20 protein-coding genes are annotated in these 21,815 nt (G+C 64.4%); 3 read left to right on the plus strand and 17 right to left on the minus strand.

The genetic code is table 11. The features are described 5' to 3' along the window. Positions 1 to 12: 12 nt before the first annotated feature. The 9 genes from ACKI1H_RS05325 to ACKI1H_RS05365 form a co-directional block, all read right to left on the minus strand. The gene (locus ACKI1H_RS05325) at positions 13 to 1,509 is read right to left on the minus strand and encodes an acetyl-CoA hydrolase/transferase family protein (RefSeq protein ID WP_138519958.1); all 1,497 of its coding nucleotides are present in this window, start codon (positions 1,507 to 1,509) and stop codon (positions 13 to 15) included. Positions 1,510 to 1,695: 186 nt separating this feature from the next. Beyond that, the gene (locus ACKI1H_RS05330) at positions 1,696 to 3,132 is read right to left on the minus strand and encodes an NAD(P)(+) transhydrogenase (Re/Si-specific) subunit beta (protein WP_088420512.1); all 1,437 of its coding nucleotides are present in this window, start codon (positions 3,130 to 3,132) and stop codon (positions 1,696 to 1,698) included. Position 3,133: 1 nt separating this feature from the next. Further along, complete coding sequence (locus tag ACKI1H_RS05335) at positions 3,134 to 3,448, minus strand: NAD(P) transhydrogenase subunit alpha (protein WP_015474896.1); 315 nt, start codon at positions 3,446 to 3,448, stop codon at positions 3,134 to 3,136. A gap of 61 nt (positions 3,449 to 3,509) precedes the next feature. Beyond that, the gene (locus ACKI1H_RS05340) at positions 3,510 to 4,628 is read right to left on the minus strand and encodes a Re/Si-specific NAD(P)(+) transhydrogenase subunit alpha (protein ID WP_138519957.1); all 1,119 of its coding nucleotides are present in this window, start codon (positions 4,626 to 4,628) and stop codon (positions 3,510 to 3,512) included. Between the two features lie 613 nt (positions 4,629 to 5,241). Next, positions 5,242 to 5,877 (minus strand): SCO family protein, encoded by a 636-nt coding sequence (locus ACKI1H_RS05345; RefSeq protein ID WP_138519956.1) that lies wholly within the window; start codon positions 5,875 to 5,877, stop codon positions 5,242 to 5,244. 133 nt (positions 5,878 to 6,010) lie between these two features. Next, positions 6,011 to 6,913: a heme o synthase gene (gene cyoE, locus ACKI1H_RS05350; RefSeq protein WP_440467836.1), complete on the minus strand. Its 903-nt coding sequence runs from the start codon at positions 6,911 to 6,913 to the stop codon at positions 6,011 to 6,013. Between the two features lie 74 nt (positions 6,914 to 6,987). Continuing rightward, positions 6,988 to 8,061, minus strand: a complete 1,074-nt coding sequence (locus tag ACKI1H_RS05355; RefSeq protein ID WP_440467837.1) for a COX15/CtaA family protein — start codon at positions 8,059 to 8,061, stop codon at positions 6,988 to 6,990. A 52-nt stretch (positions 8,062 to 8,113) separates the two neighbouring features. Beyond that, positions 8,114 to 8,677 carry a hypothetical protein gene (locus ACKI1H_RS05360; RefSeq protein WP_138519953.1) on the minus strand — a complete coding sequence of 188 codons (564 nt, stop codon included), beginning with the start codon at positions 8,675 to 8,677 and terminating at the stop codon, positions 8,114 to 8,116. Further along, positions 8,655 to 9,419: an SURF1 family protein gene (locus ACKI1H_RS05365; protein ID WP_138519952.1), complete on the minus strand. Its 765-nt coding sequence runs from the start codon at positions 9,417 to 9,419 to the stop codon at positions 8,655 to 8,657. The genes ACKI1H_RS05360 and ACKI1H_RS05365 overlap by 23 nt, the downstream gene beginning before the upstream one ends. Before the next feature lie 44 nt (positions 9,420 to 9,463). Between ACKI1H_RS05365 and ACKI1H_RS05370 the strand changes: the two genes are divergently transcribed. Next, positions 9,464 to 9,673 carry a twin transmembrane helix small protein gene (locus ACKI1H_RS05370; RefSeq protein ID WP_015474903.1) on the plus strand — a complete coding sequence of 70 codons (210 nt, stop codon included), beginning with the start codon at positions 9,464 to 9,466 and terminating at the stop codon, positions 9,671 to 9,673. 39 nt (positions 9,674 to 9,712) lie between these two features. Here the strand turns inward: ACKI1H_RS05370 and ACKI1H_RS05375 are convergent, their stop codons facing one another. From ACKI1H_RS05375 to coxB, 4 genes are all read right to left on the minus strand, one after another. Further along, positions 9,713 to 10,600, minus strand: coding sequence for a cytochrome c oxidase subunit 3 (locus ACKI1H_RS05375; RefSeq protein ID WP_138519951.1), 888 nt, complete (start codon positions 10,598 to 10,600; stop codon positions 9,713 to 9,715). 22 nt (positions 10,601 to 10,622) lie between these two features. Continuing rightward, positions 10,623 to 11,180, minus strand: coding sequence for a cytochrome c oxidase assembly protein (locus ACKI1H_RS05380; RefSeq protein ID WP_081518891.1), 558 nt, complete (start codon positions 11,178 to 11,180; stop codon positions 10,623 to 10,625). A gap of 119 nt (positions 11,181 to 11,299) precedes the next feature. Beyond that, the gene (gene ctaD, locus ACKI1H_RS05385; protein ID WP_081518890.1) at positions 11,300 to 12,895 is read right to left on the minus strand and encodes a cytochrome c oxidase subunit I; all 1,596 of its coding nucleotides are present in this window, start codon (positions 12,893 to 12,895) and stop codon (positions 11,300 to 11,302) included. A gap of 10 nt (positions 12,896 to 12,905) precedes the next feature. After that, positions 12,906 to 14,030: a cytochrome c oxidase subunit II gene (coxB, locus tag ACKI1H_RS05390; protein WP_138519950.1), complete on the minus strand. Its 1,125-nt coding sequence runs from the start codon at positions 14,028 to 14,030 to the stop codon at positions 12,906 to 12,908. Between the two features lie 417 nt (positions 14,031 to 14,447). Here coxB and ACKI1H_RS05395 point away from each other — a divergent pair, with 417 nt between their 5' ends. Then, positions 14,448 to 15,092 (plus strand): hypothetical protein, encoded by a 645-nt coding sequence (locus tag ACKI1H_RS05395; protein ID WP_138519949.1) that lies wholly within the window; start codon positions 14,448 to 14,450, stop codon positions 15,090 to 15,092. A 3-nt stretch (positions 15,093 to 15,095) separates the two neighbouring features. Here ACKI1H_RS05395 and ACKI1H_RS05400 read toward each other — a convergent pair whose 3' ends face one another. Next, positions 15,096 to 16,631, minus strand: coding sequence for a SulP family inorganic anion transporter (locus ACKI1H_RS05400; protein ID WP_440467838.1), 1,536 nt, complete (start codon positions 16,629 to 16,631; stop codon positions 15,096 to 15,098). 197 nt (positions 16,632 to 16,828) lie between these two features. Beyond that, on the minus strand, positions 16,829 to 17,545 hold the full coding sequence (locus tag ACKI1H_RS05405) for a carbonic anhydrase (RefSeq protein WP_138519947.1): 717 nt from the start codon (positions 17,543 to 17,545) through the stop codon (positions 16,829 to 16,831). Positions 17,546 to 17,941: 396 nt separating this feature from the next. Between ACKI1H_RS05405 and ACKI1H_RS05410 the strand changes: the two genes are divergently transcribed. Next, positions 17,942 to 18,949, plus strand: a complete 1,008-nt coding sequence (locus tag ACKI1H_RS05410) for a hypothetical protein (RefSeq protein ID WP_440467839.1) — start codon at positions 17,942 to 17,944, stop codon at positions 18,947 to 18,949. Between the two features lies 1 nt (position 18,950). On the opposite strand, the gene ACKI1H_RS05415 is transcribed toward ACKI1H_RS05410, so the two are convergent. Together ACKI1H_RS05415 and ACKI1H_RS05420 are read right to left on the minus strand one after the other, a co-directional pair. Continuing rightward, a complete protein-coding gene (locus tag ACKI1H_RS05415; protein ID WP_440467840.1) occupies positions 18,951 to 20,009 on the minus strand; it encodes a PA0069 family radical SAM protein in 1,059 nt (352 codons plus the stop codon). Positions 20,010 to 20,122: 113 nt separating this feature from the next. Continuing rightward, positions 20,123 to 21,727: an inorganic phosphate transporter gene (locus ACKI1H_RS05420; protein ID WP_440468825.1), complete on the minus strand. Its 1,605-nt coding sequence runs from the start codon at positions 21,725 to 21,727 to the stop codon at positions 20,123 to 20,125. Between the last annotated feature and the right edge of the window lie 88 nt (positions 21,728 to 21,815).

Raw genomic sequence — 21,815 nt, forward strand, 5'->3', positions numbered from 1 at the left:
AAGCGTCTGGAATCAGCTCGCCGCCAGCATGTGGCCGCGTTCCTCCAGATTGATATGCCACTCCAGGGCCTCGCGCAGGATGTGCGGGGTATGGCCGCCGCGCTCGCAGGCGGCGTCAAAGTAACTGTTCAGGGCGTCGCGGTAGGACGGATGGACACAGTTGTCAATGATCACCCGGGCGCGCTCACGCGGCGCCAGGCCACGCAGGTCGGCCAGGCCGACTTCGGTGACGAGGATGTCCACGTCATGCTCGGTGTGGTCGACGTGGCTGACCATCGGCACCACGCTGGAGATGTTGCCGCCCTTGGCGATGGACTTGGTGACAAAGATGGCCAGGTGAGCGTTGCGTGCGAAGTCGCCCGAGCCGCCGATGCCGTTCATCATCTTGGTGCCGCCCACGTGGGTGGAGTTCACGTTGCCGTAGATGTCGAACTCCAGCGCGGTGTTGATGCCGATGATGCCCAGGCGACGGACCACTTCGGGGTGGTTGGAGATCTCCTGCGGGCGCAGCACCAGCTTGTCCTTGTAGCGCTCCAGGTTGCCGAACACGTCGGCATTGCGGCGGCTCGACAGGGTGATGGAGCTGCCCGAGGCGAAGCGCAGCTTGCCGGCGTCGATCAGGTCGAAGGTCGAGTCCTGCAGTACTTCGGAGTACATGGTCAGGTTCTCGAAGGGCGACTCGATCAGGCCGCACATCACCGCGTTGGCGATGCTGCCGATACCGGCCTGCAGCGGGCCGAGGCTGTTGCTCATGCGGCCGGCGTCCACTTCACGCTTGAAGAAGTCGATCAGGTGGTTGGCGATGCCCTGGGTCTCGTCGTCCGGCGGCAGCACGGTGGACGGGGAGTCCGGCTGGTCGTTGACGACGATGGCGACGATCTTTTCCGGCGGGATCGGGATGGCGGTGCTGCCGATGCGGTCGTCGACCTTGGTCAGCGGGATCGGCGTACGAGTAGGACGGTAGGTCGGGATGTAGATGTCGTGCAGGCCTTCCAGGTTGGTGTTGTGCGCGACGTTGATCTCGACGATCACCTGCTTGGCGAAGATCGCGAAGCTGGCCGAGTTGCCCACCGAGGTGGTCGGCACGATGTGGCCTTCCTCGGTGATGGCGACGGCTTCGATGACGGCGATGTCCGGCAGCTTGAGCTGGTGGTTGCGCAGCTGCTCGACGGTTTCGGAGAGGTGCTGGTCGATGAACATCACCTCGCCGGCGTTGATCGCCTTGCGCAGAGTGCTGTCGACCTGGAAGGGCATGCGACGGGCCAGCACGCCGGCTTCGGTGAGCTGCTTGTCGAGGTCGTTGCCCAGGCTGGCGCCGGTCATCAGGCTGATGCGCAGCGGCTCCTGCTTGGCGCGCTCGGCGAGGGCCTTGGGTACGGCTTTGGCTTCGCCGGCGCGGGTGAAACCGCTCATGCCGACGGTCATGCCGTCCTTGATAAGGGCCGCGGCCTGGTCGGCAGTCATCACCTTGTCCAACAGGGAGGACATACGCACGCGATCACGGAACATGGGAAAACCTCGGGCAGTAGGAAGTGCGAGGCCGCCAGTCTAGGGACTCGGCGATTTTTGGCTCTTATACCAAGGTCGAAAAATCGCCCGGCCGGGGTCTTCTTACTACCAATGTCCAGCGATTTTCGTGTTGCCCGAAAGCAAGACACCGGCGCGAGGCCGGTGTCTTGTGGATCGACGGTCGTCTTATTCGACGGCCTTGACCATGTCTTCGATGACTTTCTTGGCGTCGCCGAAGACCATCATGGTCTTGTCCAGGTAGAACAGTTCGTTGTCCAGGCCGGCGTAGCCGCTTGCCATCGAGCGCTTGTTGACGATCACGGTCTTGGCTTTGTAGGCCTCGAGGATCGGCATGCCGGCGATCGGCGACTTCGGATCGTTCTTCGCAGCCGGGTTCACCACGTCGTTGGCGCCCAGTACCAGCACCACGTCGGTCTGGCCGAACTCGGAGTTGATGTCTTCCATCTCGAACACCTGCTCGTAAGGCACTTCGGCCTCGGCCAGCAGGACGTTCATGTGGCCCGGCATACGGCCGGCAACCGGGTGGATGGCGAACTTCACATTGACGCCGCGATGGGTCAGCTTCTCCGCCAGCTCCATCAGCGCGTGCTGGGCACGGGCCACCGCCAGGCCGTAGCCGGGAACGATGATCACGCTGTCGGCGTTGGTGAGCAGGAAGGAGGCGTCGTCGGCCGAACCGGATTTCACCGGGCGGGCTTCTTTCGCACCCGCCGGGCCGCCAGCGTCCGCTTCGGCGCCGAAACCACCAAGGATGACGTTGAAGAACGAGCGGTTCATCGCCTTGCACATGATGTAGGAGAGGATCGCGCCCGAGGAGCCCACCAGGGAGCCGGCGATGATCAGCATCGAGTTGTTCAGCGAGAAGCCGATACCTGCCGCGGCCCAGCCGGAGTAGGAGTTCAGCATCGACACGACCACGGGCATGTCGGCACCGCCGATCGGGATGATGATCAGCACGCCGAGGACGAACGCCAGGGCCAGCATCACCACGAAGGCGGTCAGGTTGCCGGTGAACATGAACAGCAGGCCCAGGCCCAGGGTGGTCAGGCCCAGCACCAGGTTGAGCATGTGCTGGCCGGCGAACTGCACCGGAGCGCCCTGGAACAGGCGGAACTTGTACTTGCCCGACAGCTTGCCGAAGGCGATCACCGAACCGGAGAAGGTGATGGCGCCGATGGCCGCGCCGAGGAACAGCTCCAGGCGGTTACCGGTCGGGATGGTGTCGCCCAGGTTCTGCACGATGCCCAGCGACTGCGGCTCGACCACGGCAGCGATGGCGATGAACACGGCAGCCAGGCCGATCATGCTGTGCATGAAGGCGACCAGTTCCGGCATCTTGGTCATCTCGACGCGCTTGGCCATGATCGAGCCGGCGGTGCCGCCGACCAGCAGGCCGATGATCACGTAGACGATGCCGGTGGTGGCGATCTCGCTGCTGATCTTGAACACCAGGGCGACGGTGGTCAGCGCGGCGATGGCCATGCCGATCATGCCGAACAGGTTGCCGCGGCGCGAGGTGGTCGGGTGCGACAGGCCTTTCAGCGCCTGGATGAAGCACACCGAGGCGATGAGGTAGAGGAGGGTGACGAGGTTCATGCTCATGTCAGTGCTTCTCCGCCTTCGGCGCTTTCTTCTTGAACATTTCCAGCATGCGGCGGGTGACCAGGAAGCCACCGAACACATTCACTGCAGCCAGGGCCACGGCCAGGGTGCCCATGGCCTTGCCCAGCGGAGTGACGGTCAGGGCGGCGGCCAGCATGGCGCCGACGATCACGATCGCCGAGATGGCGTTGGTCACCGCCATCAGCGGGGTGTGCAGGGCAGGGGTGACGTTCCAGACCACGTGGTAGCCGACGTAGATCGCCAGCACGAAGATGATCAGGTTGTAGATGCCGTGGGAGATCAGCATGTCTTCCATAGTTTCTCACCGGTCTTCAGGGCCGGACGCGGGGTCCGGCGCGTTCTTATATAAGAAGGGCTCAGCCGTTCTTGCGCACGATCTGGCCGTCACGGCACATCAGGCACGCGGCGACGATGTCGTCCTCCAGGTTCACCGTGAAGCCTTCGGCGTTCAGGGTGAGTTTGAGGAAGTCGAGCAGGTTGCGTGCGTAGAGTGCGGAGGCGTCCGCCGGCACCAGCGCGGCCAGGTTGCTCAGGCCGACGATGGTGACGCCGTGCTTGACCACGACCTGGTCTGCTTCGGTCAGCGGGCAGTTGCCGCCTTGCGAGGCGGCGAGGTCGATGACCACCGAGCCCGGCTTCATTTCGGCGACAGTCGCTTCATGCAGCAGGGTCGGCGCCTTGCGGCCCGGAATCAGTGCGGTGGTGATGACGATGTCCGACTGCTTGGCGCGCTCGTGCACGGCCTTGGCCTGGCGCTCCATCCACGAGGCCGGCATCGGGCGGGCGTAACCGCCAACACCTTCGGCGCACTCGCGCTCTTCATCAGTCTCGTAGGGTACGTCGACGAACTTGGCACCCAGGGATTCGATCTGCTCCTTCACCGCCGGGCGGACGTCCGAAGCCTCGATCACCGCACCCAGGCGCTTGGCCGTGGCGATGGCCTGCAGGCCGGCAACGCCAGCGCCGAGGATCAGCACGCGGGCGGCCTTAACGGTGCCGGCGGCGGTCATCAGCATGGGCATGAAGCGCGGGTAGTGGTGGGCAGCGAGCAACACGGCCTTGTAGCCGGCGATGTTGGCCTGGGAAGAGAGCACGTCCAGGCTCTGCGCGCGGGAAGTACGCGGCGCGGCCTCGAGGGCGAAGGCGGTGATGCCGCGTTCGGCCATGCGGGCGATGTTCTCGTTGTTGAACGGGTTGAGCATGCCAATCAGCACGGTGCCCGGCTTCATCTGCGCCAGCTCGCTTTCGCTGGGCGCGACAACCTTCAGCACAAGCTCCGAACCGTAGGCATCGGCGGCAGTGCCGATCTTCGCGCCAACGGCCTCAAAAGCGGCATCCGGCAGGCTGGCGCTGACGCCCGCACCGCTCTGGATGACGACCTGATGGCCCTGCCCGATCAGTTTCTTGACCGTCTCCGGCGTTGCTGCGACCCGCGTCTCACCGGCTTGGGTCTCGAGGGGTACACCGATCTGCACTCGCAAATCTCCTGCGTGATCCTGGGATTGTCCGGGCTACTACGTTGGCGACCCGGGTTATCGAACTGGCAACGGTCTAGTTCTTATTGTGGACCGGGCTGTGACCCGGTGGCCGCGGCATTGTGCAATCGAACCTGGAGGGCATCAAGAAGTTCTGGAGTGGTACGAAGCGATAACTACAAGTCACGTTTGGACCCATGGTTTTCCGGTCGCCACCGAGGCCGCGTGGACCCTGGCGTTTAGCCTAATTGCCTATTGTGACCGGACGGAAATGTCATCCTCGCCGTGAATGACCACCCATCAGAGGCTCCCCATGCCCACCGAAAGGCCCGGTAATCCTGCAACAGGCTCAGGCATAGGTGTTAATTAATGTTTCTAATATGGAGTATGAGTCATTCCTGATGCCTGGCATCCTGTAGCAGATTTTTTACATTGACTACGGGGTCAGGAATTTCACAGGAAAGCTTCAAGGCCGCGTGTTACACCGCGCCAGAGCCCTGAGAGGAGGTTTAGCAGAAACTTCGGATTTGTCCGGGTAAAGCGCGAATGACACGGAAAAAACAACGGCCACCGTTATCGGGTGGCCGTTGGGGGTGAGACACGGTGTCGCGGTTCAGTGGTTCGCGCTGACCACGCCGGGTAGCTGGGCGACCAGCTTGTCGTTATGCAGCGGGGCGCGGATGAAGCCGTGCTGGGTATTGTCCGGGCCGATGATGACCAGGTTGCCGCTGTGGTCGACGGTGTAGTTGGGCTTGCTGGTGTCCGCCGGGATGTAGGGGATGCTCATGGCGTTGGCCAGCTTCTGTACGTTTTCTTCCGAACCGGTGATGCCCTTGAAGCCGGCATTGAAGAAGCCGAGGTATTCCTTGATGCGCGGCGCGGTATCGCGGTGCGGGTCGACGCTGACGAACACCACCTGCAGGTTCTTCGCCACTTCCGGCGGCAGCTTGGTCTGCAGCTCGCGCAGTTGCGCCAGGGTGGTGGGGCAGACGTCCGGGCAGAAGGTGTAGCCGAAGAACAGCAGGGACCACTTGTCCTTCAGGCTGGCGGTCTGGAACGGCTGGCCGTCCTGGTCGGTGAAGGCGAGGTCGGGGACGCTGCGGGTCTGCGGCAGGATCACGATGCCGGCGTCGAGCAGTACGGTCGGATCGAGCTGGTGGCGCTGGTTGAGTACCTTCTGGACGGTGAGGCCGAGGATCAGGGCGACGATGGCGACGAGGATGAAGACGGTCTTGTTGACTCGGGACATGGGGTTCTCGTGGGTCGGGACGTCTGGGCTTTGTGTTGCTGTTCGTGCCGTTGGCAGTGGGCGGTGATGTTCGCGAGCAAGCTCGCTCCTACAAACGGAGTTCCCCTGTAGGAGCGAGCTTGCTCGCGAACCCTCAATAGTTCAGGTGCAGCGGCAGGTAGTGGTCCACCAGCAGCGCGATGAACAGCAGGAACAGGTAGGCGATAGAGTACTTGAAGGTCTTGATCGCCGCATGGGGTCGGCTGCCGCAGTACAGCGCCCAGGCCCAGTCGAGGAAGCGCGCGCCCAGGGCCAGCGCGGCGAGCAGGTAGACCAGCCCGGCCATGTGGATGGCGAAGGGCATCAGCGTCACGGCGAACAGCACCAGGGTGTAGAGCAGGATGTGCAGCTTGGTGTAGTGCTCGCCATGGGTCACCGGCAGCATCGGGATGTCGGCCTTGGCGTATTCGTCCTTGCGGTGCAGGCACAGGGCCCAGAAGTGCGGCGGGGTCCAGGCGAAGATGATCAGCACCAGCAGCAGCGGTTCGGCGGAAACCTGCCCGGTCACTGCGACCCAGCCCAGCAGCGGCGGGGCGGCGCCGGCGAGGCCGCCAATGACGATGTTCTGCGGCGTGGCACGCTTGAGGAAACCGGTGTAAAGCGCCGCATAGCCCAGCAGTGAAGCCAGCGTCAGCCAGGCCGTCAGCTCATTGGTGAACACCAGCAGCACCGCCATTCCAGCGACCGACAGCAGCATGGCGAAGCCCAGTGCGAGGGGCGGCGAGACGCGTCCTTCGGCCAGCGGGCGCTTGTGGGTGCGCGCCATGATCGAGTCGATGCGCCGGTCCACCACATGGTTCACCGCTGCCGCGCCGCCGGCGCACAGGCCGATGCCGAGGTTGCCGAAGACCAGTACCTGCCAGGGCACGCCGGCCTTGGTGGCGAGCAGCATGCCGATCAGCGAGGTGATCAGCATGAGCAGCACGACCTTGGGTTTGGTCAGTTCGAGCAGGTCGCGCCAGCTGGCTTGGCTGGAAGTGCTGATGACGCTGGCCATGGTCATTTCTCCATCGGGTGAATGGGGCCGGCGCGCCCTGGCGCCGGCTGTCCGTCTTGCTCAACGGTGCAAAGTCATCCCTGCGAGGGGTAGGCCACCGGGCGCTCCATCGCGTCCAGGCCGATCGGGCTACTGGCGGGCAGCTCGACGCGCTTAGCCGCAGGCGCGCGCACCCGGTAGTTCACCAGCACCAGCATCAGCAGCAGGAAGGCGCCGCCGCCGTTATGCGCCACTGCCACCGGTAGCGGCAGGTGCAGCAGCACGTTGCTGATGCCCAGGCCGATCTGCAGGGAAAGCCCTAGCAGCATCAGCGCAGTAATGCCGATCAGGCCATGGCGCTGGAGGTTCCAGGCCAGCAGCAGGATCACGGCGGTCACGCACAGCGCGCCCATGCGGTGGGTCATGTGGATGGCCGTACGGGCGTCGCTGTCGAGTTGGCCACCGAGGTAGTTCGGGCCGATGTGCTGGGTAAGGTGGAAGCCGTTGGCGAAGTCCATGTTCGGCCACCACTCGCCGTGGCACATCGGCAGGTCGATGCAGGCTACCGCCGCGTAGTTGCTGCTGACCCAGCCGCCCAGGGCGATCTGCCCGGTCACCATCAGCAAGGCCAGCGCCGCGAGTGCCCGCAGCTTCGACGGCAGTTGCAGTGGGGCGAAGGCGCCGGACAGGCGCAGGCTGAGCAGGAACAGCAGCGACAGCGTGGTGAAGCCACCAAGCAGATGCGCGGTGACCACCTGCGGCCATAGCTTGAGGGTGACGGTCCACATGCCGAACGCCGCCTGGGCGATCACCACCGCGAGTAGAACCAGCGGCAGGCGCATGGGCTGGCCGTCGCGGCCGCGACGCACCAGTGCGTGCACCGCCAGCCCGAGGATCAGCAGGCCGAGGCTGCCAGCGAAGTAGCGGTGGATCATCTCGTTCCAGCCCTTCTGCGCCTCCACCGGCGAGTCGGGGAAGTGCATCTCGGCGTGGGCCAGTTGTGCTTCGTTCAGCGGCACGTGGACGAAGCCGTAGCAGCCGGGCCAGTCCGGACAGCCGAGACCGGCGTGGGTCAGGCGGGTGTAGGCACCCAGCAGGATGACCACGAAGGCCAGCGCCGTGGCCAGCACGGCGAGGTAGAAGGCGGGTTTGCGTCTTGCCTGGATCATGCGTCGCTCCCGATCTTGTTGTTGTCGTGGGGCTGGCGATGTCTCAACCGGCTTAACCGATGTTCGAAAGCTTCAGCAGCAGCTGCAGGTCCTTGAGGATCGACTTGCCGTTGGCCTTGGCGTCGTAGCGCAGCACCAGGTTGCCGTGGGGGTCGACGATCCACAGTTGCGGCTGGGCGCCGGTGTGCTGGTTGGGTGTCAGGCCCAGGCGCTGCAGGCGCGGATAGTCCTTGTCGAGCAGGCCGGTGAACTGGGCCGGCAGCGGTTTGGCGAAGGCGAGGGCGTGTTCGGCACGGCTGGCCTCGCGGCCCAGGCCGATGTTGATCTGGCGCGCCAGGTAGACCAGTTGCTGGCAGTCGCTGGTGCAGGTTTCCGGCGCGGTCACCAGCAGTTGCCACTGGTCGCTGGCCTTGTCGTCCTGCACGCCGAGGTCGGCCGGAGTCTGTCCGGTGGCGATCAGGTCGCCGTGGTAGCTGCGGCCATCCGGCACCCAGAACTGCAGCTTGTACATGGCGGTGGCAAGCAGCATCGGTCCCAGCACCATGCCGAGGATCAGCAGCAGTTGCACGCGCCCGCGGCGGCGGGCAGAGGAGTCAGGCAGAGTCATGGCGGTCATGGTCGAAGGTCTCCCGTGCGCGACGGATGCCGAGGTAGAGGTAGAGGGCGGAGAGTGCGATGGCCAGGGCGAACCACTGCACGGCGTAGCCGACGTGACGCTCCGGCGGCATGGCGACGATCGGCCAGTCGGTGTCGAAGGCGGCGTCGCCCGGCTCCAGGCGGATTTCCAGCGGGCTGCCTTCGCGGCCCAGCTGATCCCACAGGAACGGGGCGTCCACCTGGGTGATCAGGCGCGGCCAACCGGCGAGCGGAGCGCTCGGGCCGGCGGACAGCGGGACGTAGGTCCAGGCGTCCAGCAACAGGTCGTGACTGGGCGTATCGATCTTTGGCGGCACGCGCCGGTCGGGCCAGGGCACCCAGCCGCGGTTGACCAGCAGCCACTGGTGGCCGACGCGGTCGAAGAAGGGTTGCAGCACCTCGACGCCGGCCTGGCCGTTGCGGGTGCGGTTGTCGAGCAGGGCGGTATGCTCGGCATCAAGCTGGCCTTGCAGGCGTACACGAACGTAGCTGCGCGGCGGTTGGCGTTCGAGCTCGGCAATGCTGATCGGGTCCTGCTGGCGTTGCACTTCGGCGGCGGCGAGGAGGGTGCGTTTTTCGGCGGCGCGGGACAGTTGCCAGAAGCCCAGGCCGATCAGCACCGGCAGCAGTGCGAGGACCACCAGGGTCGGCGCGATGCCGGGCCGGAAGGCGCGCGTGGCGCGGCCTTGACGGTGCTCAGATGCGTGCTGGCTATACTGCAAGACATCCCCCTCAACCCCAGTCCCCTGCGGACAGGAGGCCGGTAGTGCTCAAAGCTGCGATCGTTCTGTTGTTGCTGGCGACCGTCGTCAGTCTGTTCAGTGGCCTGTTCTTTCTGGTCAAGGACGAGGGTCACGGTTCGCGGGTGGTCAACGCGCTGACCGTGCGTGTCACCCTGACTGCCCTGACCGTCGCTCTCATCGCCTGGGGGTTCTTCAGCGGCCAACTCGGCAGTTCCGCCCCCTGGCATTTCTGATCTGAAAAAGGCGCGGGCCGCAGCCCGCGCCACCGCGCCTCACAGCACGTAAACGAAGATGAACAGCCCGATCCACACCACGTCGACGAAGTGCCAGTACCAGCTGGCCGCCTCGAAGCCGAAATGTTTGTCGGCGTCGAAGTGCCCCCGGATGATGCGGATCAGCATGATGCTCAGCATGATCGCGCCGATGGTCACGTGGGCGCCGTGGAAGCCGGTGAGCATGAAGAAGGTCGCGCCATAGATGCCCGAGCCCAGGGTCAGGCCCAGCTCGGTGTAGGCCTCGTGGTACTCGTAGGCCTGCAGCACGATGAAGCACGCGCCCAACGCCACCGTCGCGGCCAGCCACATCTTCAGCGGGCCGCGGTGGTTCTTCTTCAGCGCGTGGTGGGCGAAGGTCACGGTGAAGCTGGAGGTGACCAGCAGCAGGGTGTTGATCAGCGGCAGCTTCCACGGATCGATCACTTCCTTGGGCGGCGGGAAGAGCTTGTTGTCCGGGTTGCTGAGCTGCGGCCAGCCGGTTTCGAACTGCGGCCAGAGCATGTGCGAGATGCCGTGGTGACCTTCGCCACCCAGCCACGGGTTGACGAAGTGGCGCACGTAGAACAGCGCGCCGAAGAAGGCGGCGAAGAACATCACCTCGGAGAAGATGAACCAGCTCATGCCCCAGCGGAACGAGCGGTCCATCTGCGGGCTGTAGAGACCGCCGCGGCTTTCCTTGATGACGTTGCCGAACCAGCCGAACAGCATGTACGCCAGGATCAGCCCGCCGGCGAAGAAGATCCACGGGCCGTGGGAGTGTTCCTTGCCGGCGCTCATGTCGTTCATCCAGGTGCCGACGCCAAACATCGTCACCAGCATGCCGAGGGTGGCGATGATCGGCCACTTGCTCTGCGCGGGGACGTAATAGGGATCGTGGGTTGCCATCTCTCTTGTTCTCCTTTGCCCTTCAGCGCTCGTTACTGGCCACGGGTGGCTTGCGGGCAGTGATGTCGAACAGCGTGTAAGCAAGCGTCAGGTGACGCACATCCTTGGGCAGGTCGCGGTCGACGATGAAGCGCACCGGCATTTCGATGCGCTCGCCCGGCTGCAGCACCTGCTGGGTGAAGCAGAAGCATTCGGTCTTGTGGAAGTAGGTGGCCGCCACCGACGGCGCGATGCTCGGGATCGCCTGGGCGGTCATCGGCTTGTCGGTGGGGTTGTAGGCGACGAACAGCATCTGGTTCACCGCGCCCGGATGCACCACCAGTTGCTCGGCCTCGGGGTGGAACTCCCAGACCATGTCGATGTTGTTGTTGGCGACGAACTGGATCTTCACCTCGCGCGACTGATCGACCACCTGGCCGTCGCCCTGGTAGGCGCTGCCGGAGGTCTTGCCGTTGATGCCCAGTGCCTTGCACATCACGTCGTACAGCGGCACCAGGGCGAAGCCGAAGGCGAACATGGCGACCACGGCAATGACCAGCCGGGTCACCAGCTTGCGCGTTTCGATGTTGCCGTCGCTCATGGGTTAATCCTCTGTCTGTAGGAGCGTGGGGGGCGCCTAGCCCTTGCTCGCGAACCGCTTGATGCCTTGTCCTTTCGGGGACATTCGCGAGCAAGCTCGCTCCTACAAGAGCCAGAACGTCACTTCACTTCCGGGGGCGTGCTGAAGGTGTGGTAAGGCGCCGGCGACGGGATCGTCCACTCCAGGCCTTCCGCGCCATCCCACGGCTTGGCCGGTGCCGGCTTGCCGCCCTTGATGCACTTGATGACGATGAACAGGAACAGCAGCTGCGTGGTGCCGAACATGAAGGCGCCGATGGACGAGACCATGTTGAAGTCGGCGAACTGCAGGTTGTAGTCCGGAATCCGTCGCGGCATGCCGGCCAGGCCGACGAAGTGCATCGGGAAGAACGCCAGGTTCATGCCGATGAAGCTCATCCAGAAGTGCAGCTTGCCCAGGGTCTCGTCGTACATGTGGCCGGTCCACTTCGGCAGCCAGTAGTAGGCCGAGGCGAAGATGCCGAAGATCGCGCCGGGCACCAGTACGTAGTGGAAGTGCGCCACCACGAAGTAGGTGTCCTGGTACTGGAAGTCCGCCGGGGCGATGGCCAGCATCAGCCCGGAGAAGCCGCCGATGGTGAACAGGATGACGAAGGCCACGGCGAACAGCATTGGCGTCTCGAAGGTCAGCGAACCCTGCCACATGGTCGACGCCCAGTTGAACACCTTCACCCCGGTGGGCACGGCGATCAGCATGGTCGCGTACATGAAGAACAGCTCGCCCACCAGCGGAATGCCCACCACGAACATGTGGTGCGCCCACACGACGAAGGACAGGAAGGCGATCGACGCGGTGGCGTAGACCATCGAGGTGTAGCCGAACAGCGGCTTGCGGCTGAAGGCCGGGATGATCGAGCTGACGGCGCCGAACGCCGGCAGGATCATGATGTACACCTCGGGGTGGCCGAAGAACCAGAACACGTGCTGGAACAGCACCGGGTCGCCGCCGCCGGCAGCGCTGAAGAAGCTGGTGCCGAAGTGGATGTCCATCAGCATCATCGTCACGCAACCGGCCAGCACCGGCATCACCGCGATCAGCAGGAAGGCGGTGATCAGCCAGGTCCAGACGAACAGCGGCATCTTCATCAGCGTCATGCCCGGGGCGCGCAGGTTGAGGATGGTGGCGATCACGTTGATCGCGCCCATGATCGAACTCATGCCCATCAGGTGGATGGCGAAGATGAAGAAGGTCACGCTGTGCGGCGCGAAGGTCGTCGACAGCGGTGCGTAGAAGGTCCAGCCGAAGTTCGGTCCGCCGCCGGGCATGAACAGGGTGCTCACCAGCAGGCCGAAGGCCGCCGGCAGCAGCCAGAAGCTGAAGTTGTTCATGCGTGGCAGGGCCATGTCCGGCGCGCCGATCATCAGCGGCACCATCCAGTTGGCCAGGCCGACGAAGGCCGGCATCACCGCACCGAAGACCATCACCAGGCCGTGCATGGTGGTCATCTGGTTGAAGAACGCCGGCTCGACGATCTGCAGGCCTGGCTGGAACAGCTCGGCGCGGATCACCATGGCGAAGGAGCCGCCGAGCAGGAAGGCGCAGAAGCTGAACCACAGGTACAGCGTGCCGATGTCCTTGTGGTTGGTGGTGAGAACCCAGCGCATCAGGCCCTTGGCGGGGCCGTGGTGGTGGTCGCCGGCGTGAGAATGGTCGGGGTGATCGATCACGGTACTCATCGCGGCCTCCTTATTGTTGTTTCTGCTTGTAGGCGACCACTTCCTGCGGGGTCACCATGTCGCCGTCGTTGTTGCCCCAGGCGTTGCGCTCGTAAGTGATCACCGAAGCGATATCCACTTCCGAGAGCTGCTTGCCGAAGGCCGCCATCGCGGTGCCGCTGACGCCGTTGAAGACGGTCTCCAGGTGGTGCTCCTTGGGTCCGGTGACGATCTTCGAGCCTTTGAGCGCCGGGAACATCGGCGGCATGCCCTGGCCTTCGGGCTGGTGACAGGCGGCGCAGACGGTGTGGTAGATCTTGTCGCCACGGGCGACCAGCTCTTCCTTCGTCCACTCCTTGCTGGTCAGCTCCTTCATCTTGGCGGCCTCTTCCTTGCGTTCGGCCAGCCACTTGTCGAAGTCGGGCTTGGATTTGACGTCGACCACGATGGGCATGAAGCCGTGGTCCTTGCCGCACAGCTCGGCGCACTGGCCGCGGTAGACGCCGGGCTGGTCGACCTTGGTCCAGGCCTCGTTGACGAAGCCGGGAATGGCGTCGCGCTTGACCGCGAACGCCGGCACCCACCAGGAGTGGATCACATCGCTGGAGGTGACCAGGAAACGGACCTTGACCCCGGCCGGCAGCACCAGCGGGTTGTCCACCTCGAGCAGGTAGTGCTCGTCCTTGTCGGCCTTGTTGTGGATCTGGTCCTGGGGCGTAGCGAGGTTGGAGAAGAACTCCACGTCCTGGCCCAGGTACTTGTACTGCCACTTCCACTGGTAGCCGGTGACCTGCACGTCCAGCTCGGGCTCCGAGGTGTCGTACATGTGGATCAGCGTCTTGGTGGCCGGAACGGCCATCACTACGAGGATCAGGAAGGGAATGACGGTCCAGAGGATTTCCACCGTGGTGCTCTCGTGGAAATGCGCGGGCTGCTGCCCGGTGGACCGACGGTGGACGATCATCGACCAGAACATCGCGCCGAAGACGACGATGCCAATGACCACGCAGATCCAGAAGATCGTCATGTGAAGATCGAAAACGTTACGGCTGACTTCTGTCGCACCGGGGGTCATGTTGACCGTCCAGGCGGCGTTTGCCTGACTGAAAGCCAAGAGCAAAAGGAAGCCCATCCAGACTCGTGGATGTCGCAGCATTCGGGTTCCCCTTATCGTTGTTTTTATCCCGCCGGCATAGCGCCCTGGCTGCGATCCCCATTCCAGAGGGATCGAGCCTGAACAAGCCAACGGCCAAGGGAGTGACCGCCAAGACAACTTACTTTGACGTCGTACCTCGGCAGCACGCAGGGCAGGCCGGGTCCATCAGGTTTTCGGTGTGTCGAAGCGGAGTATAGCCACGGGTTGCGACATAACAACGCAGAGTAAAAACTGTATTTGAAAGACCGAAGTGCGATCTCAAAGCCACGGACGACGCGGGTTTGGAGTACCATGCTGGCCGTCTGATATGCCGTGCCGGCATAACCAGTTCATGAATATGACAATCGCGTCTTAGCTACGGCCGGGGTGCGGCTAAGGTCTTTCTTCACTTTCCAAACCCGTTGTCTTGGAGCTGTCATGAACACCGCTGCACTGCGTGAGCTGATCCGGAATGCCCACCTGCTCGAATCCCGCCATGGCCATCTCGCCCGCCTGATCCAGAGCCAACTGCAAAGCCTGCACAAGAGCATCGCCCTGACGGGAGAGGACCCCAACGGCACGCTGACACGTTTCGTCCACGCCTACATCGAGCAGGTGCCGGACTTCCTCGACGCCGCCAACTCGGTAGCCCGCGCGGCCGGCATCGAGGACCGCATCAAGCCGGTGCTCAAGCTCGCCGAACAGTTCTTCCTCACCCCGCCCGCGCTGCTCGATGGCCACGATGGCCTGGATGCGCTGCTGGACGAGGCTTACCTCGCCCACCGCCTGGTGGAAGAGGTGAACGACCGCTACATCGCCCACTTCAACCAGCCGCTGATCCCGCTGGACACCACGGTGGCCAACCTGGTGGCGCACCAGCTGATCGGCGAACCTTTCGCCAACCAGCTGGATGAAGCAGTGCACCACGCGGTCAACGGCATGCTCGACGACAGTACCTTCAGTGCCGAGTCCGCCGTCAGCTACCGTGCCCGCCTCAATGATCCGCAGGTGGTCATGGCGTGGCAGCAGTGGCCATGCCTGTCGCGGCAATTCGGGGTCGAGCTGGAGTTGGGGCGCGACTGAGCCTCAGCCCGCACTCTGCAGCGCACGCACCCGGCCCTCCACGCGGCGACGCAGGCCGTTACCTTCGATGGACAGCCGGCAGCCGCTGGCCGCAGCGCTGCGGCCCCAGTCTTCCAGCAGCTCCATGCACGCATGGTCGATGTAGCTCAGGTGCTGCAGCGGCACACGCAGGTGCGTGCCGGGTGACACTGATTGCAGGGCCTGGGACAGCGCCGGCACCTTGAGGAAGGTGGCCGCGCCGACCAGACGCAGCTCGGCACCGTTGCCCTCCTCGTCATAGCGCAGGTTGATCTTCAACCGCGCGGCCTTGAGCACCAGTTTCAACACAGTCAGCGCGAAGCCCAGCAGCACGCCGGTCAGAAGGTCGGTGGCGACGATGGCCAGCGCAGTCGCCGCGTGCACCAGTACCGGCATGCGCCCATAGCGACCCAGCGAACGCAGGGCCTTGATATCCACCAGCTTGATTCCGGTGTAGACCAGCACACCAGCCAGGCTGGCGATGGGGATCTGCCGCAGCAACCCGCCCAGCAGCACGACGAACGCCAGTAGCCACAACCCGTGGAAGATTGCCGAGGCGCGGCTGCGCGCCCCGGCCTGCACGTTGGCCGAACTGCGCACGATCACCCCGGTCATCGGCAGCGCGCCGACCAGCCCGCAGAGCATGTTGCCCACACCCTGGGCGCTCAGCTCGCGGTCCATGTCCGAGCGCGGGCCGCTGTGCATACGATCCACAGCGGCGGCCGAGAGCAGCGTCTCGGCGCTGGCGATGAAGGCCACCACCACGGCGGCCAGCAAGAGCGTCGGGTCGAGTAGCGCGGCGAGGTCGGTCGGACGGACCCAGTCGATGGCGTCGCCGAGGTGCTCCGGCACGCTCACTCGCAGCACATCGAGCTGCAGTGCGATGCATGCCAATGTCGCCAGGCTCACGCCAATCAGCGCGCCGGGAAGCATGCGCAGCCGGCCCGGCTTGAAGCGGTCCCATAGCGCCATGCAGGCCATGGTGCCCAGCCCGAGCAGCGCCGCATCGAACCCGCTGGCTTCGGACAGCAGCGCCGAGGGGAACGCCAGCAGGTTATCCAGCCCGGATGCCTGCGGCTTGAGGTCCAGCATGACGTGTACCTGCGACAGCACGATGAGGATGCCGATGCCCGCGAGCATGCCGTAGACCACCGCCGGCGAAGTCACGCGGAACCAGCAGCCCAGGCGCAGCCTTCCCGCCAGCAATTGCAGCGCACCGGCCAGCAGCAGGATCGGCCCGAGCATGGCGATGCCATGGGTGCGCACCAGTTCGAAGACCAGCACCGCAAGGCCCGCCGCCGGGCCGCTGACTTGCAGGGGCGAGCCGGCGAGGCCGCCGACCACCAGGCCGCCGATGATGCCGGTCACCAGGCCCTTGGCCGGCGGCATGCCCGAGGCGATGGCGATGCCCATGCACAGCGGCAGAGCAACGAGGAACACCACCACCGATGCGAGCAGGTCGCGTGGCAGCACTTGGCGCAGCTGGGAAAATCCGCATGGAGCAGAGTGGGAGGCCGACATGGCACTGTTCTCCTTCAAGCATTTTTCGGGCGCGCGAAAGCCCACGACGCCGGTCTCGACCGCATCGACACGCGCAATTCAGAGGGATGACGAACACGGTGGGGGCGTACGCCTCAGGCAGGGATCAAGTCAGAAGCGGGGCGCGGTGTTTGTTCTGCTGGGCCGCCGCGCCCCGGGAGCGTGCTGGTATCAGCCGCTTACTGGGGGGAGTAGCGCGGACGCGGGGTCGCACTCGGCGTCGGACCTTCGCCGTCGAGGGCTCGGAATCGGCCTTCCTGGGCGTCGTAAGCCTTGATGGCGCTGGTCTCGATGTCGTAGACCCAGCCGTGGATGAACAGCTGACCGGAAGCCAGGCGAGCGGCTACCGACGGGTGAGTCTTCAGGTGGTCCAGTTGGGCGACCACGTTCTCCTCGGTGAGGATGCCCAGGTGCTCCTGGGTGGCGCAGCCACAAGTCTGCGCGACCACGGTGCGGGCCACTTCGGCGTGGCGCAGCCAGGCTTTTACGGTCGGCATGCCTTCCAGTGTCTGGGGAGCCAGCACCGCCTTCATCGCGCCGCAGTCGGAGTGGCCGCAGACGATGATGTGCTGCACACCCAGTGCCATCACCGCGAACTCGATGGCGGTGGAAACGCCGCCGTTCATCTGGCCGTACGGCGGGACCACGTTGCCCACGTTACGGGTGACGAACAGGTCGCCCGGCGAGCTCTGGGTAATCAGCTCGGGGACGATGCGCGAGTCGGCACAGGTGATGAACATGGCGCGCGGGTTTTGTGCATGGGCCAGCTTCTTGAACAGTTCTTCCTGCTGCGGGAAGACCTCATGGCGGAACTGGCGGAAGCCCTCGACGATATGGCGAAGCGCCTCGTCAGCAGATTCGTGGGCGTGATCCTCACCGTGCGTTTTGTCGTTCATGTATCAGCCTCGAATTAAAGACGAAGAATTTTCCCACGTCAGCCGACGCTCTCCCTGGGGAGAAAAGGCACAGCCGCGGGAAAAAATCTGTTGTGACCGATAAGTCACTTTATGCGCAAACCCTAGACAACGAAGATTAAACCAAAATTAAAAAACCGCTCTGGAATGAGCTTTTTCATGATGTTTCGCCGACATTTCACGATGATATCGGCAAGCTATCATGGCGATGAAATGTCACGGTGCTACTGTGACGACGCCACACTTTTCGCTACAGGCAATGTGACATTATTCGTGGCGATTGCTGTAAGACCCGGACCACCGGGCCTAGCGCTTGGTCAGGATGACGAGCGTGGCGCACGACGCCGGACCCTCCCCCCAGTAAACAAGGATGTGACCATGCAAGACATCTACAGGATGGCCGGCAATGCGGCTGCGAGCGCGGTACAAACGGTCAGCGGCGGCGAGCTGCTGATGCCGATGTTCCACTGCCTGGAGCCGGATGGCCGGCTCAAGATGGTGGTGCTGATGGCAGATACCGGTGAAGAAGCCATGCAGGCAGGCCAACGGATGTACCAGGAGAACACCCAGCAGGCGATTGGCGCAGTGTGGATTGTCGACGGCTTCGTGACCCACAAGGAGGTCGGCAAGGTCGATGCGCTGATTCTGAACGTAGTTTCCTACGCCGAGCCGCGTCGAGAGATGCAACTGGCGGTTCCCTATCGGCATGCCCACAGCCATGAAGGCTTCGCCGTCTTCAAGCCCAAGCTGCTGGGCGTCACCGGCATTGCCCAGGACGAGCTGCAACCGCTGATCGACGCCTTCTACCAGGGCCGCGACGAGCATGCCGAGGGCCGTGCGATCTGGAAAGAGCACCAGCAGGACCAGATCACCGGCATGACCGGCTTCGCCGGTTTCTCCAGCGAAGACTGGAAGCACCTGCGCGAGGCGCCCGTGGCGATCTTCTGCATGGTTGCCAGCGCCGACGGCGAGATAGACGCCAAGGAGGCCGAAGCCTTCGGCAAGCTGTTCAAGGAGTCCGGCAAGTACCCCAGCGTGCTGATGCAACGCGTCATGACCGAGCTCAGCCTCGACACGCCCAACGGCCGTGCGGTGCTGATGGACTTCCTGCAGCGCTTCATCAGCCCCGACTTCAACCGCTTGCAGTACTTCGTCGACGTCAACCGTCTGCTGGAACAGCAGGCCAGCGATGATGACGCGGCGGCCTTCAAGAAGGACCTGCTGGCACTGGGCAAGGCCGTGGCCGAGTCCTCCGGTGGTTTCTTCGGCTTTGGCAGCAAGGTCAGCAAGGAAGAGAAGAACGTGCTGGTCGTCCTCGACAAGCTGCTCAACTCGCCGCTGCAACTCGCCCAGATGATGGCGGACCTGGTGGCCCCCGACCGCTGATTCAGAACAGACTCATCTGGCTGCGCGGCGGGGCGAACGCCGTGCAGTCCAGATTGAAGCTGCCGCGCCGACCCAGCCCGAGGCGGCGCATGGCGACCTCGAAACGCTTGGCCAGAAGGTCGGCGAACGGGCCTTCGCCGCGAAAGCGGTGGCCGAAGCGGCTGTCGTAGATTTCTCCGCCGCGCAGCTGGCGGATCAGGCTCATCACATGGTTGGCGCGCTGCGGGTAGTGCGCCGCCAGCCACTCCTCGAACAGCGGGCCGACTTCGCGCGGCAGGCGCAGCATCATGTAGCTGGCGCTCTGGGCACCGGCGTCGTGGGCGGCCTCGAGCAGCGCCTCCAGCTCGCGGTCGTTGATCATCGGGATCATCGGTGAACACAGCACGCCCACCGGAATGCCGTGCTCGCGCAGCACGCGGATCGCCCGCAAGCGTGCGGAGGGTGCGGCGGCGCGCGGTTCTAGGATGCGCTTGAGTTCGTCGTCCAGGCTGGTCAGGCTGATCATCACGCCCACCAGCCGGTGCTGCGCCAGTTCGGCCAGCAGGTCGAGGTCGCGCAGGATCAGCGAACCCTTGGTGACGATGGTCACCGGATGGCGGTAACGCAGCAGCACCTCAAGGATCTGCCGGGTCAGGCGCTGCTGGCGCTCGATGGGCTGGTAAGGATCAGTATTGGCGCCCAGGTTGATCGGTGCGCAGACATAGCCCTTGCGGCTCAGTTCCTCTTCCAGCACCTCGGCGGCGTTGGTCTTGGCGATCAGCTTCGTCTCGAAATCCAGCCCTGGCGACAGGTCCCAGTAAGCGTGGCTCGGCCGCGCGTAGCAATAGATGCAACCGTGCTCGCAGCCGCGATAGGGGTTGATCGAGCGGTCGAAGGGCAGGTCCGGCGACTGGTTGCGCGAGATCACCGACTTCGCCCGCTCGGTACGGATTTCGGTCACCTGGGGCTTGGGCACTTCGTCGTACCAGTCGTTATCCACAGGCACCGAGGTGGTCGGCGCGAAGCGGTTGTGTGGATTGCTAGCGGTACCCCGGCCGCGGGGCGGAAGGGAAGTGGTCATGTGGGAAGGCTCTGAAGGATTACTGTATATGAATACAGTAATCCACTGAGTTTTCCACAGCCAGCATTACTTGCTCGGTGGTCGACCGCGTCGCTTTTCGTAGGAGCGAGGGCCTACAGCAGCCGGGTAAACAGCCAGTACAACCCCGCCGCCAGGCCGATGGCCGCCGGCAGCGTCAGTACCCAGGCCAGCAGCATGTTGCGGATGGTCGGCCACTGCAGCCCGCTGCCGTTGGCGGCCATGGTGCCGGCCACGCCGGAGGAGAGCACCTGAGTCGTCGATACCGGCAGGCCGAATCCGTCCGCCGCACCGATGGTGAGCATGGCCACCAGTTGCGCCGAGGCGCCCTGTGCATAAGTCAGCGGTGTCTTGCCGATGCCCTCGCCGACCGTGGTGACGATGCGCCGCCAACCCACCAGCGTGCCCAGGCCCAGTGCCAGGGCCACTGCGACCTTCACCCACACCGGGATGAAGCGGATCGCCTGCTCGCCGCCCTGGCGCAGCGCCTGCAGGCTGCTCCAGGTTTCCAGTTCGAAGTGCTGGTCGCTGCGGTCCAGCAGGCGGACAGTCTCCAGGATCAGGTAGAGGTCGTTGCGCAGTTCCTGCACCTCTTCGGCCGGCACCTTGTCCAACTGCCCATAGCGCTCCAGGCGCGCGCTGGTGTCGCCAATCACGCTGCCCAGCGAGGGCAGCAGTTCCGGCTTCACTACGGCATCTTCCTGGTAACTCAGCAGCACGTGGCGCGGGTCCGCTGCGGGGCTGCCGCCGGCGCGGTGCAACTGTTCCTGGCTGGCCTGGGTGAGGGCGAGCAACTGCCGGGTCTGCTCCGGCGAGTGCGCGCGATCCACGGCAAACGCCAAGGGAACAGTAGCGATCAGGATCAGCATGATCAGGCCGATGCCCTTTTGCCCGTCATTGGAGCCGTGGGCGAAGGACACGCCGGTGCAGGTCAGGATGAGGGTTGCGCGAATCCAGCGGGGTGGGGGTGTGCGTCCCTCCGGCGCGTGGAACAGGGCGCGATTGCGGATGGTCGCGCTCATCACCCGCAGCAGCACGAAGGCGACGAAGAAGCCTACTACGGGCGAGAGGAACAGTGCATAGCCCACCGTCAGCAGCTGCGACCACGCATTGCCGGACAGGCCGATATGCCCGGCCATGGCGCCGTGGGCCAGGCCGATGCCAACGATGGAGCCGATCAGCGTGTGCGATGAAGACACTGGCAGCCCCAGCCACCAGGTGCCGAGGTTCCACAGGATCGAGGCGATCAGCAGGGCGAAGATCATCGCCAGGCCAGCACTGCTGTCCACTTTCAGCAGCAGGTCCAGCGGCAGCAGCGAGACAATGGCGAAGGCCACCGCGCCGCTGGAGAAGAGCACACCGAGGAAATTCCACAGCCCGGACCAGGCCACGGCGAAACGGGGTGGCAGAGCGTTGGTGTAGATCACCGTGGCCACCGCATTGGCGGTGTCGTGGAAGCCGTTGATGAATTCGAAGCCCAGGGCGATCAGCAGCGCGACCACCAGCACCAGCGCGGACCAGCCAGGCTCCAGATGCGTGCCGCTGGCATGGATGTCATGTCCGAGCGCGGCGAAGGTGAACACCAGCGCACCGGCCAACAGCAGGAAGAAGGTCAGGCGACCCTTGAACCCGTGGGTTTCGCGCAGCACCGGGCTGATCGGGAACTGCGTCAGGCGCGAGGCGCGCATCACCTCGAGCATGCCAAAGCGGTCAAGCACGGGGGCGCTTCCTTCGGGTCGGTGGTGGCATCTGGCGGATTCCTTGCGGCGATGCCCTACAGACTAGCCG

Origin of the sequence: Pseudomonas sp. YH-1 (genome assembly GCF_051990045.1) — a bacterium.
Taxonomy (GTDB): Bacteria; Pseudomonadota; Gammaproteobacteria; order Pseudomonadales; family Pseudomonadaceae; genus Pseudomonas; species Pseudomonas nicosulfuronedens.

Coding starts and splice junctions, on each gene's coding strand:
- ACKI1H_RS05325 (WP_138519958.1), bottom strand. CDS start 1,509: ATGTTCCGTGATCGCGTGCGTATGTCCTCCCTGTTGGACAAGGTGATG.
- ACKI1H_RS05415 (WP_440467840.1), bottom strand. CDS start 20,009: ATGACCACTTCCCTTCCGCCCCGCGGCCGGGGTACCGCTAGCAATCCA.
- ACKI1H_RS05420 (WP_440468825.1), bottom strand. CDS start 21,727: ATGCTCGAGGTGATGCGCGCCTCGCGCCTGACGCAGTTCCCGATCAGC.
- ACKI1H_RS05355 (WP_440467837.1), bottom strand. CDS start 8,061: ATGATCCAGGCAAGACGCAAACCCGCCTTCTACCTCGCCGTGCTGGCC.
- ACKI1H_RS05345 (WP_138519956.1), bottom strand. CDS start 5,877: ATGTCCCGAGTCAACAAGACCGTCTTCATCCTCGTCGCCATCGTCGCC.
- ACKI1H_RS05375 (WP_138519951.1), bottom strand. CDS start 10,600: ATGGCAACCCACGATCCCTATTACGTCCCCGCGCAGAGCAAGTGGCCG.
- ACKI1H_RS05395 (WP_138519949.1), top strand. CDS start 14,448: ATGAACACCGCTGCACTGCGTGAGCTGATCCGGAATGCCCACCTGCTC.
- ACKI1H_RS05400 (WP_440467838.1), bottom strand. CDS start 16,631: ATGTCGGCCTCCCACTCTGCTCCATGCGGATTTTCCCAGCTGCGCCAA.
- ACKI1H_RS05335 (WP_015474896.1), bottom strand. CDS start 3,448: ATGGAAGACATGCTGATCTCCCACGGCATCTACAACCTGATCATCTTC.
- ACKI1H_RS05330 (WP_088420512.1), bottom strand. CDS start 3,132: ATGAGCATGAACCTCGTCACCCTCCTCTACCTCATCGCCTCGGTGTGC.
- ACKI1H_RS05360 (WP_138519953.1), bottom strand. CDS start 8,677: ATGACCGCCATGACTCTGCCTGACTCCTCTGCCCGCCGCCGCGGGCGC.
- ACKI1H_RS05410 (WP_440467839.1), top strand. CDS start 17,942: ATGCAAGACATCTACAGGATGGCCGGCAATGCGGCTGCGAGCGCGGTA.
- coxB (WP_138519950.1), bottom strand. CDS start 14,030: ATGCTGCGACATCCACGAGTCTGGATGGGCTTCCTTTTGCTCTTGGCT.
- ACKI1H_RS05380 (WP_081518891.1), bottom strand. CDS start 11,180: ATGAGCGACGGCAACATCGAAACGCGCAAGCTGGTGACCCGGCTGGTC.
- ctaD (WP_081518890.1), bottom strand. CDS start 12,895: ATGAGTACCGTGATCGATCACCCCGACCATTCTCACGCCGGCGACCAC.
- cyoE (WP_440467836.1), bottom strand. CDS start 6,913: ATGGCCAGCGTCATCAGCACTTCCAGCCAAGCCAGCTGGCGCGACCTG.
- ACKI1H_RS05405 (WP_138519947.1), bottom strand. CDS start 17,545: ATGAACGACAAAACGCACGGTGAGGATCACGCCCACGAATCTGCTGAC.